General features: G+C 47.0%; 14 protein-coding genes. 3 read left to right on the top strand and 11 right to left on the bottom strand.

What is annotated here, in order from left to right; all coding sequences use genetic code 11:
* Positions 1–400: 400 nt before the first annotated feature.
* A complete protein-coding gene (locus tag MHH25_RS05760; RefSeq protein WP_340019437.1) occupies positions 401–1,594 on the top strand; it encodes a MalY/PatB family protein in 1,194 nt (397 codons plus the stop codon).
* 192 nt (positions 1,595–1,786) lie between these two features.
* Here the strand turns inward: MHH25_RS05760 and MHH25_RS05755 are convergent, their stop codons facing one another.
* From MHH25_RS05755 to MHH25_RS05705, 11 genes are all read right to left on the bottom strand, one after another.
* Positions 1,787–2,392: an ATP-binding cassette domain-containing protein gene (locus tag MHH25_RS05755; RefSeq protein WP_340019436.1), complete on the bottom strand. Its 606-nt coding sequence runs from the start codon at positions 2,390–2,392 to the stop codon at positions 1,787–1,789.
* Positions 2,382–3,338, bottom strand: a complete 957-nt coding sequence (locus MHH25_RS05750) for an ABC transporter ATP-binding protein (RefSeq protein WP_340019435.1) — start codon at positions 3,336–3,338, stop codon at positions 2,382–2,384. The genes MHH25_RS05755 and MHH25_RS05750 overlap by 11 nt, the downstream gene beginning before the upstream one ends.
* Before the next feature lie 2 nt (positions 3,339–3,340).
* Complete coding sequence (locus tag MHH25_RS05745) at positions 3,341–4,348, bottom strand: ABC transporter permease (protein ID WP_340019434.1); 1,008 nt, start codon at positions 4,346–4,348, stop codon at positions 3,341–3,343.
* Positions 4,345–5,340: an ABC transporter permease gene (locus MHH25_RS05740; protein WP_340019433.1), complete on the bottom strand. Its 996-nt coding sequence runs from the start codon at positions 5,338–5,340 to the stop codon at positions 4,345–4,347. The genes MHH25_RS05745 and MHH25_RS05740 overlap by 4 nt, the downstream gene beginning before the upstream one ends.
* 42 nt (positions 5,341–5,382) lie before the next feature.
* Positions 5,383–7,041 (bottom strand): ABC transporter substrate-binding protein, encoded by a 1,659-nt coding sequence (locus MHH25_RS05735; RefSeq protein WP_340019432.1) that lies wholly within the window; start codon positions 7,039–7,041, stop codon positions 5,383–5,385.
* Positions 7,042–7,327: 286 nt separating this feature from the next.
* Positions 7,328–7,861, bottom strand: a complete 534-nt coding sequence (nikR, locus tag MHH25_RS05730; RefSeq protein ID WP_340019431.1) for a nickel-responsive transcriptional regulator NikR — start codon at positions 7,859–7,861, stop codon at positions 7,328–7,330.
* Between the two features lie 52 nt (positions 7,862–7,913).
* The gene (locus MHH25_RS05725) at positions 7,914–8,939 is read right to left on the bottom strand and encodes an alpha/beta hydrolase (RefSeq protein WP_101314184.1); all 1,026 of its coding nucleotides are present in this window, start codon (positions 8,937–8,939) and stop codon (positions 7,914–7,916) included.
* Positions 8,940–9,019: 80 nt separating this feature from the next.
* A complete protein-coding gene (locus MHH25_RS05720) occupies positions 9,020–9,901 on the bottom strand; it encodes a hypothetical protein (RefSeq protein ID WP_340019430.1) in 882 nt (293 codons plus the stop codon).
* Positions 9,902–10,599: 698 nt separating this feature from the next.
* Positions 10,600–12,627 (bottom strand): hypothetical protein, encoded by a 2,028-nt coding sequence (locus tag MHH25_RS05715; protein WP_340019429.1) that lies wholly within the window; start codon positions 12,625–12,627, stop codon positions 10,600–10,602.
* Complete coding sequence (locus tag MHH25_RS05710) at positions 12,602–13,504, bottom strand: ABC transporter ATP-binding protein (RefSeq protein ID WP_340019427.1); 903 nt, start codon at positions 13,502–13,504, stop codon at positions 12,602–12,604. Before MHH25_RS05710 ends, MHH25_RS05715 begins: the two co-directional genes overlap by 26 nt.
* On the bottom strand, positions 13,497–13,886 hold the full coding sequence (locus MHH25_RS05705) for a GntR family transcriptional regulator (RefSeq protein WP_091034217.1): 390 nt from the start codon (positions 13,884–13,886) through the stop codon (positions 13,497–13,499). The genes MHH25_RS05710 and MHH25_RS05705 overlap by 8 nt, the downstream gene beginning before the upstream one ends.
* 1,321 nt (positions 13,887–15,207) lie before the next feature.
* Between MHH25_RS05705 and MHH25_RS05700 the strand changes: the two genes are divergently transcribed.
* Together MHH25_RS05700 and MHH25_RS05695 are read left to right on the top strand one after the other, a co-directional pair.
* Positions 15,208–16,020: a futalosine hydrolase gene (locus MHH25_RS05700; protein ID WP_340020452.1), complete on the top strand. Its 813-nt coding sequence runs from the start codon at positions 15,208–15,210 to the stop codon at positions 16,018–16,020.
* Positions 16,017–16,859: a 1,4-dihydroxy-6-naphthoate synthase gene (locus tag MHH25_RS05695; protein WP_339189420.1), complete on the top strand. Its 843-nt coding sequence runs from the start codon at positions 16,017–16,019 to the stop codon at positions 16,857–16,859. The genes MHH25_RS05700 and MHH25_RS05695 overlap by 4 nt, the downstream gene beginning before the upstream one ends.
* Positions 16,860–18,167 lie beyond the last annotated feature (1,308 nt).

Raw genomic sequence — 18,167 nt, 5'->3', positions numbered from 1 at the left:
CTCCTGAGTTCAAATGTCAGCCTTATGCATAATACGATTCAAGCGATCGCTCGATGTACGCGAAAGACTCATGTAGTTATGCTCATCATGTATGGGTACGAGCTTATTCGGATAACAGCCCGTTGTTCCACCAAATGTTAGCAATATAATAGCATCTGACAAGAGGTTGTAAATAATATATGAACAAAACAGGACCAAGGGCGTACAAAAATAGTCTTTGTCGTATTCCCGCTGTACTCTCGCTCGTTAAGTTGTTCTTATATGAATAAAGTCCTGAATTCCGGACCATACATATGAAGCTAATCATACATGCACAACAGTTGCGAAATTAACCAATGTATTAGATAATTATTTGTCGATTTGTGGTCGAAGGAACGGAACTCAAGGGGGATTAAATACGATGAATAACAATACCAGTACATTTGACCAGTCTATTAACCGGATCTCTACCGGATCAGAAAAATGGGATGCGCTTGAGGATATATTCGGTGCTGCTGATGCGCTTCCGATGTGGGTGGCCGATATGGATTTTGCTGCTCCACCATCCGTCATTCAGGCCCTGCAAACACGGATGGAGCACGGGATTTTTGGTTATACAGTACGGACTGAAGCGTATCATGCAGCTGTTGCAGGCTGGATGGAACGGCGCCACAACTGGAAGATTAACGATGACTGGATTGTATTCACTCCAGGTATTGTGCCCGCACTCAGCATTGCTGTACAACGATTCACTCAACCGGGAGATGCAGTGGTCATCCAAACCCCGGTGTATGCTCCCTTCTATGAAGTAGTACGTGGTCAGGGCCGTGAACTGATCACCAATCCTTTGGTAGAGAATAACGGTCATTACACGATGGATCTGGAACAACTGGAATCCAGCTTGCAGACCGGTCGGGTCAAAATGCTGATTCTGTGCAGTCCTCATAACCCGGTTGGACGGGTATGGACTCGTGAAGAGCTTGAAGGGCTTACGTCATTGTGTCTGCAATACAACGTACTGATGGTTTCAGATGAAATCCATGCCGATCTTGTTCATCAGCGCGGAACTCATACACCACTGACCCTGATCTCAGACGCCGTCTCTGATCTAAGTATCATCTGTACGGCTCCAAGCAAAACGTTCAACATTCCTGGCCTCTGCACATCCAACATCATTATCCCCAATGCTAAGTTACGGGAATCGTTCGCGCAGGGTGTAAAAACGATGGGACTTGCCAATATCAGCACACTGGGGGCTGTCGCAACCGAAGCTGCTTACAATGATGCCGAGGAATGGCTGGATGAGTGCCTTGCCTATATCCGTGGAAATATGGCGTATGTACAGCAATATGTTGCGGAACATATGCCTCAGATTAAGATGCATCTGCCCGAAGCGACCTATCTGTTATGGATGGATTTCCGGGAGCTGAATATCCCACATGCACAACTATGCAATATGCTTCTTCATGAAGCAGGGCTTGCTTTCAATGACGGGAGCTTCTTTGGAACAGAGGGCACAGGGTTCATGCGCATTAATGTAGCCTGTCCACGTTCCACGGTTGAAGAGGCGATGCGCAGGTTATCTGTGTTGTTAAGCAATGTGTCGGGCAAATAAGCTGTCAGTTACATCTATGTACGTTGCGAACAAAACGTGTACTGTTTGTTAAATGGTGAATATTTGTCAAGATAGAAAAAGGGGTGCCCCGTAGTCAAGTCCATGACTCATATTCATGGTCAATGACTTCACAAAGGGCACCCCATTTGTATTCGATCATTTTATTTATTCAAAACATAATTAAAATTACAGTCACATCGATATCGGCATCGGTGTAATTCTGTCGCACAACCTGTTCAACAAATCCCGATCATGGCTTATGATCAATAGCCCCAGATCACGCTGGCGAGCCACTTCCATCACGGTATGCCATATCTGTGCCTGAGTGATTGCATCCAGCATCGTTGTCATCTCATCTGCGATCACATAACGTGTCGCTGTGCCAAGCGCCCGCGCCACACAGAAACGTTGCAGTTCTCCACCGGATAATTCAGTCGGCCTACGGTCCAACCAGGTCTGCTGAATACCCAAAGCTTCGAGCAACTGTTCATCCTGCACAGACGCCTCCTGAAGTACACGACGCATCCGCCAGCGTGGATTCACAGCCTTCTCCGGGTGCTGGAACACCAGCTGAACGGGACATACTCCTGTACGAGGAAGTGTGTTCCCATCCAAAAGGACTTGCCCTCTCACAGGTTCGGCATATCCTGCAAGGATGCGTCCAAGGCTTGTTTTTCCACAGCCACTTGGTCCCCACAAGCCCACGACTTCGCCTTGTTTCACCTGCATATTCATCTGCTGGAACACCCACGATTTCGGATCATAACGGTAACTCACGTCCCGTGCTTCAAGTGACATGGAAACACCTCACTTCTCCGCCCCGTACCTTACGAAGCTCTGGACGTTCGCGGGTACATGCAACGGTTGCTACGCTACATCGGGGAGCAAATAAACATCCTGTCGTGATCTCTTGACCTGCCAACGGCTGGGAGCCTGGGAGTGGCTGAAATCCGTTCTGCGGCAACGCATTCCAGAGCGCTTTTGTATATGGATGACGCAGACGTTCTCCATTCCCTTTAAAATCATCCACCTGCGCCGTCTCTACATTGGTACCCGCATAAAATACAGCGATGCGATCCGCTGCCGTCAGGGCTGTCGTGATATCATGGGTGATCCACAGGATACCTACGCCTTGATTTGCAAGCTCGCGAAATTGCTTCATCGTCTCGGCCAGCACTTTGGGATGAATACCTGGTGTCGGCTCATCGGCAATGATCAGCTTCGGCTGGCCTGAGGTCGCTGTCGCCATCAACACCCGCCTTGCCATCCCTCCGGACAACTCAAACGGGTATTTCTCGGCTGTTCCTTGAGGAAGATGATAACGATCCGTCAGCTCCTGCTCCGTCTTTTTCAAGTGGGATCGAGTCATGAATCTGCGCTTCCTTCCCACATCTCGGGTTACAGGCTGAACTTGCCTCCCCACCTTCATCAACGGGTCCAAATAACTGACGGATTGTGGAATCAACATCAGCTCGTCTCCACGCAGATGAAGCTGCCGCTCTGGGGTTAAAGGCTTGCCTTCATAGCTAATTCTACCTTCTAACTTGGCATTGGCAGGCAGAATGCCCATAATGGCCTGCGCCAGCACACTTTTACCCGATCCACTTGCACCTACAACAGCCACGATCTCGCCCTCGTTTATGGAAAGATTCAGATTCTGAATAACGTAAGTCTGTTCGTGTCCAAACCAACCACGAGCACGCCGAAATGACACCGATACTCCCTCAATATCAAGAAGAGCCATATTTACCTCACCTCCCTTGAACTACCTGTTCCCGTCATTGTCTTCAGACTGTTGCCCAATACATCAAACGCACGAACAACCAACAACAATGCCAGTCCCGGGAAAAAGGCGAGCCACCACATGCCAGCAGATAAATATCTCATCGACTCTGATAAAATAATTCCAATTGCCGGTTGTTGCGGGGACAACCCAAGCCCCAGAAACGTAATGGCTGCCTCATGCAGAATCGCATGGGGAAAGATTAGCAGCACGCCCACGAAAAGTTGTGGAACCAGATGTGGCAGCATATGCTGCACCGCAATTTGTAACCGTGATTGACCTAACTTATGTGAAATCTGAATATATTCTGCGGATTTCAGTTGAATCATCTCTGCTCGTACAATCCGGGCCAGATTCGGCCAGTGAGTCAGCGCAATCGCTGCCGCCACTCCTGCCAAACCTCCCCCAAATACAAAGGCCAGCATAACCAGCGATACCAGATGTGGCACACTCAGGAACAGGTCGATAATCCATGAGATCACCCGGTCAGCAGCCTTGCTTGAAGCGGCAGCCAAACCCAATAGCAGTGCGATCAATCCGCCACCACATGCAGCAAGTAATCCCACTTGAATGCTGGTTGCCAATCCTTTTAACGTGCGCATGAACATATCTCTTCCGAGCCAATCTGTGCCAAATGGATGCGCCCAGGTTGGAGCCAGATTCCGATCCATTAATGAGGTTAGGGTAGAACCAGCGGGAAGTAGTCTGCCCGTCAACCACACAACGGCAATCCAGATCACCGCAAGGCTTCCCCAGATCACCGCTCTTTGGCGAGGATTGCGGAAATTTTGGTCTCTGGCACCCGCATAACCTATTCTCGTTTGGCGTGTTGTTCCTGTTCCTTTTCCAGTCTCAGCTTGTAGTAACCCCGGATTAATGTTGAACCTTACCTCTGGAGTCTCCGTTTTCACTTTTTGTACTGGGGATGTTTTTGTCGTCTGCTCAGAGGAGCGTTCTACCGTCTGCTTCATGACATCAGCTCCTCCTTCATCCGCGGGTCAATCATACGATACAGAATGTCGGCAACCATATTACCTGTAAACACAAAAATCGCACTGCACATCACAAGTCCAAGCAGCAGTGGAACATCTCCACGCAACCCAGCCTGAACCGTTGCCTGACCCAGCCCGGGATATGAAAATACCTGTTCTGCAAGCACAGCCCCACCAAACAGTTCACTGAACGAAGCAAACTGCAGCGTGATGGCTGGCAAAACAACATGTCTGAACCCATGTCGACGGAACAGCTGAAATCCACGCTCACCTCGCGCTCTCGCAAACAGAATATAATCTGACTCGAGCACATCTGTGAGCTTCTGCCGGGTAATCAAAGCAATAGAGGCTACCCCGGTCAGGCTGAGAGTCAACGCTGGCAAAATCATATGAATAACCCGATCTCCCCATGTAACCTGATCAGCTGACATCCCGGCGGGTACTCCAAGCCCAACCGGAAGCCATCCAAGCCACACACCAAATACCATCAGCAACAACAGCGCAATCCAGAATACTGGCGTGGAAGCCAGCGTATAACAATACCAACAGATCAGGCGATCCAGCTTCGAATCCCGTCTCATGGCGGCAACTACACCAAGAGTGAAACCAATGATGCCGGATAATATCCAAGCTACAGCCATAAGTGCGACAGAATTCATGAATCGTTCCTGGATAATATCCGCTACAGGCTGTCTGTAGATCATTGATGTCCCCAGATCTCCCTGAATCAGCGTTTGTCCCCAGGTTAGTAATCGTTCCACGGGAGATTCATTCAATCCCCAACGTTCTTCGATTAAACTGCGCTGTTCGGCGCTTACTCTGATCATGTCTCCACCAATGTAGGCTTCGATCGGATCAACAGGAGAGAATTGCAGTAATATAAAAGACAACACACTGACTCCAACCAATAGAGATACAAGTCGCAACATTTTAAAACCAACAAATCTGACCCATCCATTCCTGCCTGTCATCCAATCTCTCCCCAATTCAGGCTAAAGCTACCGGTACGTTTCCTACTTTGTACTGTTATCCCAGGACCATTCCTCCAGATTGGTTGTCACCGGCCAGCCGTGACCATGGGGGTGGATCTGCTGCTCACCAATGTTCAGGCCATTCGTAACCAGATACAGATGATCTATATTTACGAGCCATGCCCATGGCGCATCACCCTGATAACTGAAACCTGTTGTTCCATCCCATTCCGCTTTCTGCCAGAACGGCAATGCCTCTTCTTCACTTGTTGCCTGAAGGGCTTTGTCCATCCAAGAATCCACGACAGGATTACTGTACAGCCCCACATTGTAATACCCTTCTCCTTTATGAGTACTGCTATAGAGGTTATAGGTTTCCAAAGGATCATGACTGCCCCACCCAAACAATACAGCGTTGGAGTAAGCCATCTTTTTTGTCTCTTCACGGCTTTTGCCTTCAACATTGATTTTGATTCCCGCCTGAGCTACCATATCCGCAGCAGCCAGTGCCAGAGATTGTCTTGTTAAATCACCTGCAAAATAAAGCAGATTGAATTCGGCCTTAACGTCGTTTTTCTCGACGATACCATCACCATCCGCATCCACCCAGCCACCAGACGCCAGAATGCGCTTCGCTTCTTCGAGATTGGCATCTGTAAATACAGCTTCTGCATTGCTCCAAGGCAGATCATCACTGACGGAATACGCTGGACGACCGTACCCTTCCAGTACACCCTCAACCAAAGCCTCACGATCAATCACAACGTTCACCGCTTGGCGAATCGCCAGATCAGATGTCACATCATTCCCTGCGGGAAGACCATCGCCCGACTTGGCACCAGCAGGTTGCATGGGGAACATGATGCCACGGTTATCTACGGTTTTCACGGCCTCTAATGTCATGCCATTCACCTGTTGTTTGCTAAACGCTGCCGGGATAGCAGCGATATCCACCGTACCTGCCTGCGCAGCGGCGTAGGCTGCATCTTCATCCAGATAGAGGAAGGTGAGTTTGTGGAATACAGACTTGTTACCGTAATATTCTTCATTGGCTTCTACGATGGCCTGTTGTCCTTTGTCCCACTGAACCAGCTTGTACGGTCCTGATCCGACCGGATGTTCTGCATAATCAGCCCCATAGGCGTGTTCAGGCACAATGCCAAGTGTTGTCAGCAGACTGATAAATGTAGACTGCGGCGACTTCAATGTGAATACAACCGTGCTATCATCAGGTGCCTTCACATCAGCCATATTGGTCAGATCAATCACGGACCCACTCTTGGCAGCTGTTTCAAACGTAAATTTTACATCCTCAGCCGTCAGGGGTTCCCCATCAGAGAATTTCACATCGTTCCGAAGCGTAACCGTCCAGGTCAGCCCATCTTCACTAACTGAATATGCGGTAGCCAGATCGTTAACCAGTTGTAATTTGGCATCCCTCTTCAGCAAGGTACTCTGGAAAAGTGGTGACCCATATTGCCCCCATCCGGTTGTTGGATCAAACCCACCTTCCGGCTCGGTGCCAACCGCCAGCACCAATTCGTCTTTGGTTGAGGTTGTTCCTGATTCTCCATTCTCTGCTGATGAAGCTGTTGGCGCTGTGCTCTGTGCACAACCAGATAAACCAATGGAACATACAAGCAAAATGCCTAATCCTGTTCTACCTTTTCGTTTTCCCCATCTCCATGAAAATCTGCCCATTCTGGTCGTTCCCCCTCTAAATATGTGCTTCACTCACTTTTTCGTGTTACTTTTTAGAGAAATTGTAGCACAAAACACAAATCATATGTCAACAAAGTTAACTTCGTAATCCATATTTTTTCATATTTCAGAATTAATAAATAAAAAATTGTATAACCGAGCATTTGTAGCGCTCTATAAAGTCAGGTATTATAACAAGCAAAAAAAAAACAGACGGTTGGCTTCTAACCAATAGTCTGTTTTTTAGATTTGCTATATTTTCATAGAAATTACACCCGTATTTGTCTTACTCCGCAGAGCGATGATGATGACTGTGACCATGCTGCCCCGCACTGTGATTATCATCCAGACTTTGATCCGGGTTGCCATCCTGACGACTCTGAGCATGAGCCAGTTTGTTGAGTTCATCTACATAAGTCACAGACAGCTCCGCATACAAAACACCTTTTTGTACCTGGATCTGTTGATGCAAATGACGCAATCGTCCCAGATTCCCTCGTACGGCAATAACCTCCAGGCATTGGTCATGGTTCAGGTGCACGTGCATATTGGAAATGATGTCATGATGCGCCTCATGCTGCAGCTCCATCAAACGAATGGGAAGATCACTGATATGGTGATCGTAGACCATAACAATGGTGCCGGCCACATCCTGATCGGATTGCAGTGCAGAAGGTTGCAGTAATGTTTTGCGAACAAGATCACGGAAAGCCTCAGATCGGTTTTTGTATCCCTGTTCCTCAATATACTGGTCAAACTGCTCAATTAGAGGTGTAGGGAACGCCACCCCGAACCGGGTCAAATCTTCTTTATCTGCCATACTTCTCCTCCTGCGCCCTCATTTGCTTCGAGTGTACCACAGACTTGTCTGCTCATCGACTATACTGTTGCATGAATCGTACTGCCGAATGTATCGCCTGTTGTCCAGCGTCACTCTCCAGATCAAATTGATAATCATGTCCCAGCTTCTCTGATGAGTTTGAGAAAAACAAGGTTTCCACCTCAACATCAAGGCGCTTCAATACTTGTGCCAGCTCAATCGATTGACTGGTCAACGGGTCATCATTGCCTGAGGTAATGAATGCAGGCGGGTACTCTGCTGTGGCCTGAAGCACGGTCGACATTTCATGCAGACGTGGATAGTCTTCGAATGTTTTGACTCCCGTATATGACCAGAGAAATGTCCGTATGAGTGGAAAGCCTGTATTGGCTACCGTGCTTAGATTGTATGGACCACAGAATAGCAGAACCCCACGCAACTCTTCCGGCTGGGCGGCTGGTGTTATGTTCATCAGCTTGGCGAGAGATGGATTGGTCACCACTGCCGCAGTCTGACTTGCAATCTGGGCACCTGCCGAATTGCCTGCGAGAAATATGTTTTCCGGGTCACCGTGATACTCACTGACATGGTTCTTCACGTAAGTCAAAGCCTGATTCGTCTGGATCACGGGAATGGGATATTTCGTATCCGGTGCGAGCGCATAATTCATACTGACCACAACGTAACCCTGTTTGGCTAATTGTACGGCATAATCTGCGATATCCTTTTTGTCACCCAAGACCCATCCACCACCATGAACCCACAACACAACAGGCAAAGGTTCCGATGTTACGGAAGGATAATAGATATCCAGTGTACTGTCATTACGCCCTTCGTCTGCATAGGGTACATCCACAACACGAGTTATCCCACCCGAGAGCATAGTGTCCTTGCTATTTGTGTCTGTATTAGCAGTTTCAATTAATGATTTTAATAAAAATACCGTTATTTTGGGTGTCCATTGTGTACCAATCCCAATAAAACCTATGATCAAAATTAGTACAACGCTGGGAATCCAGTAACGTTTACGTTTAAAACCTTTTGCCCCCGTACGTTTCGTTTCCAACTTGGACTGCAATAGCTCCACCTCGTTCCATCATCATCGAAGCGTCTTTACATCTAAAGTTGTGTACGTTGCAGAGAGGACCGGGTTTCCTCTTATTTGGGTCTCTTGGCGATTTCCTGTCTGACTTTCACATACGTAGTGGATACGTTTTGCTCCAGTGTATGAATACTTTGTTTTGTTCCTGCCCACTTCTCTGCTACAGACGCCAAGGTGTTCAATGAGCTGAGTACACGTGACGTTTGGCTTTGTTTTGTACTCTGTTTGAACTGTTGTAGAGCTTTGGAATATCGTTCTTTTGCCAGACTCGCCTGTTTTTTAGCCGTTTGAATCTGTTTCTTCGCGGAGTCGGCCCCTGCTAGCATAGCTCGTAAACGTTTTATTTCAGCGCTCTTCCGTTTACGTGCTTCAGCAAGTTCCTTTTTCTTGATCCGGATGTCTTCTCTGGCAAGCTTCACAACGGGTCTCAACGCCTCTGACTGAGTGCGGATTGCTGCACTCCATTCCTTATTTTTGATGGCTTTGGCTGCATCCAACTGTCTATTGACTGAACTATAGAGGGCGAATAGCGGTTCATATCGGGCCTGTATTTGCTTTACCTTTTCAGCTAGAGCTGCGACCTTCGCATCATCGGTTTGTCTTATTTCTACACGTAATCGCTCCAACTCCGCGGTATTGGCGGCATGAAGTGTCTTTATCTTTTGTTCCCAAACCTGCTCTTGAGCCTTCCAGTTCCCCACTTTATCGTACGCTTGCTTCAACGTTAACTTGGTTTGTGCATCGGCTTTGTTCAAAACGGAGTCCCATGCTTTTTGCGCTGTTACGCCAAGATCTATGCCAGCAGCCTCTACTGAAGAAGCAAAATACATCGTGCCTGCGCTGAACAGAATCACAAGCCCTATAAGCAGGCGTGATCCGAAAATAAGATGAGTCAACGATGGCAATTGACGACGCCGGACGTTACTTTGTTCCATCATGTGACTATGGCTACCTGCTATTGGAGAAGGGAATAGTATGTCACTCGTCTCCATTAAAGCTATATCTTCTGTAGATATATCTTCGATATGCTGTCGCCCCTTTTTTTCTTCTAATAAACCGTGATGTTCTATGAAGTTATGAGAGCTTGATCGTTCCAATAGGGAACTACATACCATGGCCTCCTGTTCATTTATCGTTTCCTTCCATGCTTCTGTTTGCATGCGTCTCTACACCCTTTCTTCTAAAATATTTAGCAGAATAGCCAACGAAATCAGCGAACGACAAAAAAGCACCCGCAAGTCAGGCATTTGCCTGCTCTTACGGGTGCTTCCCTCATAAGCCGTTCCATATGAGATTCGATTGAACGAGTCGCTCGAACCTTTCCTTTTTCTAATATATTCCATTCGCTGTATCTGGTCAAGTCGTGTCTATATAAATTGAACTAAAGAATATTTACACTGCACACTCCGATGACAGAACAACCTTCCGATCGCTGTTATCCCCAGATTTTTTTGATTCCTTCTATAGGGTAAATCCGTGAATAAAGGCGAACGCTCCACTTCTTCAGGTTCTTTCTGTCCTCTACGTTTTGTGTAAATGTTTAGTTCAATTTTTATAGTTTTCCTGGTCAAATATCAACCCTTCAATCGATGGGAGAACCCTTCCCGCTTATAGTTAACAACTGATACAGCTCAGCTTATTGATTGACCAAAATAGCTTTCATTTCCTCGGTCAGATCCTCTTCTTTTAACATCATATAGATGTTCTCGCCACGAGTTACATTCAACTTGATCTGATAAATGGTATCTTTCTCTGTTAGATAACCAGACCGTTGACGTTTGAGCAAATCACTAATGATTTCTTTGTTTTTAGTCGCTATCTGCTTGTTACCACTTAGATTTCCATCGATATATTCTGGCTGCGGAGTAGTCCACTGAAGCGAACCCGGACTGTTAATCTCCTGCTTCGCAAACTGAGCGGAGACAATCTCATCTGCCTGGACAAGCAACTGGTCGTATAACTTGTTCTCCTTCAGCCAAGCCAATACCCGATCATAGCTAGGTTTGATCTCATAATTCCACATCTCCCTCGGTTGAAATGGATCTTTCGAAGTAGAGTCCTGATTCATCTCCGCGTAAGCAAACGACTGCCACGGGGAGCGCTGTTCTTCATAGGTCTGATCCAAAATGTCCTGTTTCAACAATGCTTTGAACTCACGGACTTGCTCCGGATTGCTAATATAAACCTTCCGGTATGAACTTATGGCAGAGCGAATGCCGAAACTTAACGCATCTTCATCCAGCTTATACGTTTCAAAGGCGACTCTTTTGTAATCCTGGGATTGTTTTAGAGCCATTAATTCCTGATGGAATTCGGCTTCTGGAATGTAGTATTTCCGTTTCATCACTTTGCCGTTATCCAGCTTGTAGTTAATTAATATAGACTCATCATTACGCATACCTGTATTAATCGGATCATCCAGTAAAGGAAGATCGGAATCCACAATTTTTTGATGAAGAGCGATAACTGCCTCCACGTATTCCGGATCATTAGAATAGAGGTGAGCATCGTCCTTTTTCTGCCTGACACCGTTACTGTACGTATAACTCTCCCCACCAAGCTTGATGCTGTTCACCTTGCTCATTTCAGGCACTCGTGCGGCGTATCCATTCCAGTCGGCAATAGGTACGTACAGTATCAGACCAGCGATGATACCATATAGAATCAGCTTGGGTAGCAGCCTGCTGCTCCAGATCAGCCATGTTTTGCGAATAATCATCTCGGCAACGATATAACCTACAATTCCGCCGAGGATATATCCGAAGATTCCCCATCCAGCTGATCCTCTTGGAGCAATCATTGTAAAGTAACCTCCGCCAATCAGAACCAATGTAAACATCAATCCAAAGCGGAATATAGGTTTTATAAGCTTAAACGTAACTGCTTGAGTAGCAGATTCAACCTGTCTCTTCGCATAAAGTACATAGGTTAGAGGAATAAACAGGATTGCAAATATAGCATAGATAATTAACTCCTGACGGATTACAGGGAGGTTACTGATCGAACCCACACGCAGGACAAGTGAGAGTTTCTCCGCATTAAAGCCCACTTCTTCAAAAGCATATCCGAGCAAATAATGCTGGAGATGAAGTGACATAATGAACCACACGACTACAGGTAACAAGACGAGCGCGTACACGGTAAGTCCCTGCAATACAGATTGACCAATACACATGCCGACCGCCACAGTTAGCATGAACATGAACAGCGAGTAGATACTCATGCTCAAGCCCCACATCCAGATTGTACTGCCATCGAACAGAAACGCAGGTTGATCCAGTACCGCCCATACCCAGCCGGTAATCGCAGTTGTAATCCAGATTGGAATCAGGATCATGGCATATCCGGTCAACAGATTAATCGTTAATAGATGTTTACGACGTAACGGCAAACTATGGAACAGATCCGAAGGTGCACCAGACTGAATATACCGAAAAAGAAAAATACCAGCCGCTACGGGCAGTGTGATAGCGAACAAAATCTGCACTTCACCATTGGCCTGAAACAAACTTGTAATCTGCTGTGGCACGTCCCTGTACTCGGTAGCGATATATAACGGAAGTGAGAACAACAAAGTGATGAGAAATAAAACGCCTATCCATCCATGCTGTCTGAAATTTTGGATCAGGATGCCCCGGTTACAGAACAATCGGTTGAATATCATACCCTGCATCCTCCATTTCGTAGATAAAGATTTCTTCGAGCGTCAAAGGCAGTACATCCAGCAGATACGGATCATGTACACGGAATTGATCCGTTACCTGTTGTCGGTTGCCTTTGACAATGTACAGGGATACACTTCCCCGTTTCTCTTCATGCAAAATATCAATCTGCTCATCCATGGCTTTCGCATGGTCCGGGTGGCGGAAAGCGACCTGGATTTTATGCGTATCGGCCTTCAGATCATCGAGATCCTTCTCTACAATAATTCGGCCTTTGTGCATAATTGCCACATGGTCACATAGATCTTCGATCTCACGTAAATTGTGGGACGAGATGACAATGGTTACCTGACGCTCAGCTGCTTCCTGGAAAAGCAAGTTCTTGATCTGCTGGCGCATGACCGGGTCAAGGCCGTCAATCGGCTCATCCATCAGCAGCACTTCAGGCATACAGCTAAGTCCCAGCCATACGGCTGCCTGACGGCGCATACCTTTGGACATGCGATGCAACTTGCGTTTTACATCCAGTTTGAACACGGTAGCCAGTTGCTTGAACCGTTCCTCATTCCAGCGCGGATATACCGAACGATAAAATGCAGCCATCTGAGTTATTGAAGATTGCGGGAAAAAGTACGGCGAATCTGCCATAAAAATTGTGCGGCCTTTGAGATCCATATTTTCATAAATCTCATTATCTTCGATACGAACAGTCCCGCTGTCCTGACGGTAAATGCCAGCCATCATTTTGAGCAGCGAAGTCTTGCCTGCCCCGTTGGAACCGAGCAAACCATAGATCGACCCCTTATGTATGCGCATCGTTACGCCATCCACTGCCTTTTCCTGTTCAAACGCTTTGACGACTTGATTCAGCTCAATCATGAGGCTCCTCCTTCTCTATACGGGCCATCGCTTCCTCAAACAAAAGCGTCATATCCGCCTTGGTCAAACCGGAATACGAAGCTTCTGCAATCAACTTCACCAGAGACTCTCTGATCTCATCTCTCATGGCTTCATTCGGATGTTCCACTGACGATGATACGAAGCTCCCTTTTCCCTTCAAAGAATAAATGTAACCTTCACGTTCAAGCTCGCGATACGCTTTCTGAATCGTATTTGGATTCACGGTTAGCTGCGTGGATAACGCACGAACGGAAGGAAGCTGCTCGTCGGGCTTTAGAATACCGTATACGATCATTTCTTTGACTTTGTCCACTAGTTGCTCGTAGATCGCCTTACGGCTGCGTACATCTAATTCGAACATCCCGCACCTCCTTTCTGTACATGTGTGAAATAACCTATGGGTTTAAATGACTGTATCTGAGGTGCATGTGTAGTTATCTGGGTGTAAAAAAGGCGTTACCTGAGCTGTACAGCTGTACGTATTCAACTCTTAGGTGTATTAACTGTACTACTATTATTAATACAGTTAAATCGAATTGTCAACCGTTGACTTTGACTTCTTGTTTTATTGGGAGTACGTTAATAAAGAGAGATCATATGGTTTATTTGACATATCACACTACTGGAAGCAAGTTCATTTCGGCTTAGGATGGGGCTCGGATCAGGGTGGCATTCACATGAAATGAGGCAAAAAGGCTATCTGAGGCGATGTGGTTAGATGTGGCTACTTGAAATGATACGGCTACCCAAAATCTTTGCTTGACCGCTTTTGACAGAATTACATGCAAAGGTTGTTCAGGTCTTTCCCCTTCCGTTATGATGGAGATGGAATTATGTTCAGTAATCACTGTATCTTTGTTACTTCTTTGTGTGCGTTTAATCTGATTGATTGTTAGGTCTGTTATGCGTTAGATGTGTTGTGTTGTGTTGTGTTGAGTTGTCTTGCGTTATAGACCTATTGTCTGCACAAACGGTAGGCGGTACAGTAGGCAGCTATATCAAAGTTAGCAAAACTGTGTATTTGCTTTAAATTCGGGTTTGCACAAATGAGCTACTGTGCAGTGGTCGAGTGCAGACTGGGCCCGTTATTCATTTGGCTTGTTGGTCTAAAAATCCGAAGGTTTATATATGAATCGCGTTGAATGGGTCGGGCAGACTCCAGCCTTTTCAATCGTTTATCTGTTCGTTTGGAGGGCCAACTCGTGCTGTCCGCACTGTGCATACATATTGTAGATATGTCTTTCAAAGGGTGGACACGGACATGAGAAAGCACCTAGGAATTGATATTCTACATATAGATTATTTTTAATTTTATATCTAAAAACATCTATATGTAGTGTTTCATATTCATGGATGGATATAGTATCTTTTTAGAAAAAGTGTCCACTCTTTGAAAGACAAAATCAAGATAAATGTCCTTTTGTAGTGGACAAATATATGCCCGAATTCCATTTATATAAGCTGAACTATACATTTACACGAAAATATAGAAGTAAGTAGTAACCCTAAGAAGTGTAACTAGAAGCTTGCTGTAAGAAAGATACTATGGAGGCATATGTTACACTTCTAATACCTCATAAGGAGAATCCGAGATGAATGAACATAGACAGGATAAAGATCAGAATAATAAACCAAACGCATCATTCGAAAATAGTGGACACCACGGGGATTCAACGGGGGAAATAAACACTTCAGATATAAGTCCGGTAAAAGCAAATTCATCACAACGTGTGTTAATTGTAACCGCGGTTGATGCGGAAAAAGATGCGGTCCTCCGTGGTTTGGGAGATACGGCCGCGGAACACTTTGACGTCATTGCTGCGGGCGTTGGCCCAGCCTCGGCCGCAGCAGGAACAGCCGCTACATTGGCATATGCCGTAGCGGCTGCAAGCACAAGGGCGTTGGCGCAGGGTTCCACTGCGCCAAGCCCATCCGATGTGGCACAGGCATCTGCCACATCGGATGGGCCGGGGCCCCTTGCCGGAGCCGTATCACCAGCCTACATGCTGGTGATCAGTGCCGGCATCGGCGGCGGGTTCCCCGGCCGGGCAGACGTCGGCTCCCTCGTGGTAGCCGACGCCATGGTTGCTGCCGATCTGGGCTCACAGACGCCAGACGGCTTCCTTAGTGTGGACGAGCTTGGATTCGGCTCGTCCATTGTGGCGGCGGACGCGGAGCTTGCCGCTCGCCTGCGCCATGAGCTGCAGCGGGCTGGGCTCGCTGTCAGCGGAGGCACTGCGGTCACCGTGTCCACGGCGACCGGAACAGCGGAGACGGCCGCGGAGCTATTGCGCCGCGTGCCGGATGCCGCCGCCGAAGGCATGGAAGGCTTCGGCGTGGCAACAGCTGCCCAGCAGTTCGGCGTGCCAGCACTCGAACTGCGGGCCATATCCAACGCGGTCGGTCCACGCGACCGCGACGCTTGGCGCATCAAGGACGCCCTCGATGCGCTCCAGGCCGCAAGTTCCATTTTACGGGAGGTTATTACATCATGAAAATTGCATTTTCCCCTTGTCCAAACGATACATTTATCTTTCACGCGTGGGTGCACGATTTAATCCCGGGAGCACCTAAGCTGGATGTCCGTTATGCTGATATTGATATTACCAATGGTCTGGCGGCAAATCCCGATGGACCCGACACACCTGAAGTGATGAAAATATCTTATGCAGCACTGCCATACGTCCTGTCTGACTATGCTCTGCTTCCAGCTGGTGGTGCACTCGGCAGAGGATGCGGCCCGCTGGTTCTGACCGCAAATGGCACGACCGATCCAGCATATCTGTCTGGACGACGGGTTGCTGTGCCAAGTGAACGCTCGACAGCATATCTATTATTCCGTCTGTGGGCAGCGCAAAATGTTCCTGGCGGTGTAGGCGAGATTGTTGTCATGCCATTTGACCAAATCATGCCTGCTGTGCGAGACGGCAAGATCGATGCCGGACTTGTCATCCATGAAGCACGCTTCACGTACCAGAATTATGACCTCAAACTAATGACGGATCTCGGGAACTGGTGGGAAAGCGACACAGGCCTTCCGATCCCGCTTGGAGCAATCATCGCACGTCGCAACATGGATGCTCACGCCCTCGCCGGATGGGCACGCGCGTCGGTTGAATATGCATGGGCGCACCCGGATGAGTCGAGAGCATACGTTATGGAACATGCCCAAGAAATGGACCCTGACGTAGCTGCACAGCATATTGGACTGTATGTTAATGAGTTCAGCGCCAACCTGGGTGATGATGGTTACGGCGCAATCACTGCACTGCTTGGCCGTGCCATGAAAGAAGGACTCGTTCCCGAGTTCGACCTTGATCTGTTGCGAATCTAACTTTGATTTAATTTGAGTTAGTTTCTCTTCGCTCTATATCTAAAGAACCCAGCGCACCTTATCTAGCCGAATAACGTAGTATGAGAATTCTAAAGAATCTCAGACACCGTATTCGGCTAGAATTCGTTCATATCGTCGACATACTCGTATAATTTCGCACAATAATGCTTCTACGATTCGTTAGAAATTGGTATGTGCGTTTTATCAGCGAATAGCGTGTGCTCGATTCGTTTGAGTCCGTTCCAAGATGCTCTGAGGAGCAAGCTTCGTAGAAGCCTATCCTAGGTATTCGAAATGGTTTGTAAAAGTAGACTTAGGGTGCTACAAATTCGCAAGTTTTTCTCTTACGAACCCAACGCACCTTATTTAGCCAAATATCATGCTACGAAAATTCTAACGAACCCCAGACACTCTAATCAGCTAAAAATCGAACCTATCACCGACAAACTCACTTCATTCCACACAATAACGCTTCTACGATTCGTTAGAAATTGGTATGTGCGGATTTTCGGCGAATAGCGTGTGCTCGGTTCGTTAGAGTCCGTTCCAAGACGCTCTGAGGAGCAAGCTTTGTAGAAGCCTATTCGGGGATTCGAAATTTAAGTGGTTTGTAAAAGTAGACTTAGGGTGCTACAAATTCGCAGTTTTTTTCCTCTTACGAACCCAGTTCACCTTATTTAGCCAAATATCATGCTACGAAAATTCTAACGAATCCCAGACACTCTATTCAGTTAGAAATCGGTCATATCACCAACAAATTCGCTTCATTCCACCCAATAACGATCCGACGATTCGTTAGAAATTGGTATGTGCAGATTTTCCTAGAATAGCGTGTGCTCGGTTCGTTTGAGTCCGTTCCAAGGTGTTCTGAGGAGTAAGCTTCGTAGAAGTCTATTCGGGGTTTTCGTGGATACAAACCACTTAGCTAGCCAGGGTGATGGTGGTGTCCTTGCGTCTTGTTTCTTAAGAGCTTAGTTACTTAGGGTTAGTAAAGGTCGTATTCAGGAGGGCACGAATCGGAGTCTGTCCTTTAACTGCCCCGTACCTGTTTTGCTGAATTCCTACTTTCCAGCAACAGTTGTATAAGCCTTACCTGGTTTCGGATTTGCGGTTTGCGGTTTGCGGTTTGCGGTTTGCGGTTTTAGAGTCTAATTTTTAACTAGGCAAAAAACTTTCATCAAGATTCTTTGCTGCAAACTAGTGACCTCACTAACCATGTTGGACTACACTACCCATGACACATGACACACGAAATAGAAAGAGCTGTCCCCTAACGTCAGACTTATGACGATGGGACAGCTCTTTTTT

It is taken from the genome of Paenibacillus sp. FSL H3-0457, from assembly GCF_037981725.1.
In the GTDB taxonomy this organism is placed as follows: domain Bacteria; phylum Bacillota; class Bacilli; order Paenibacillales; family Paenibacillaceae; genus Paenibacillus; species Paenibacillus amylolyticus.
This window is presented reverse-complemented; position numbering and strand designations above follow the sequence as displayed.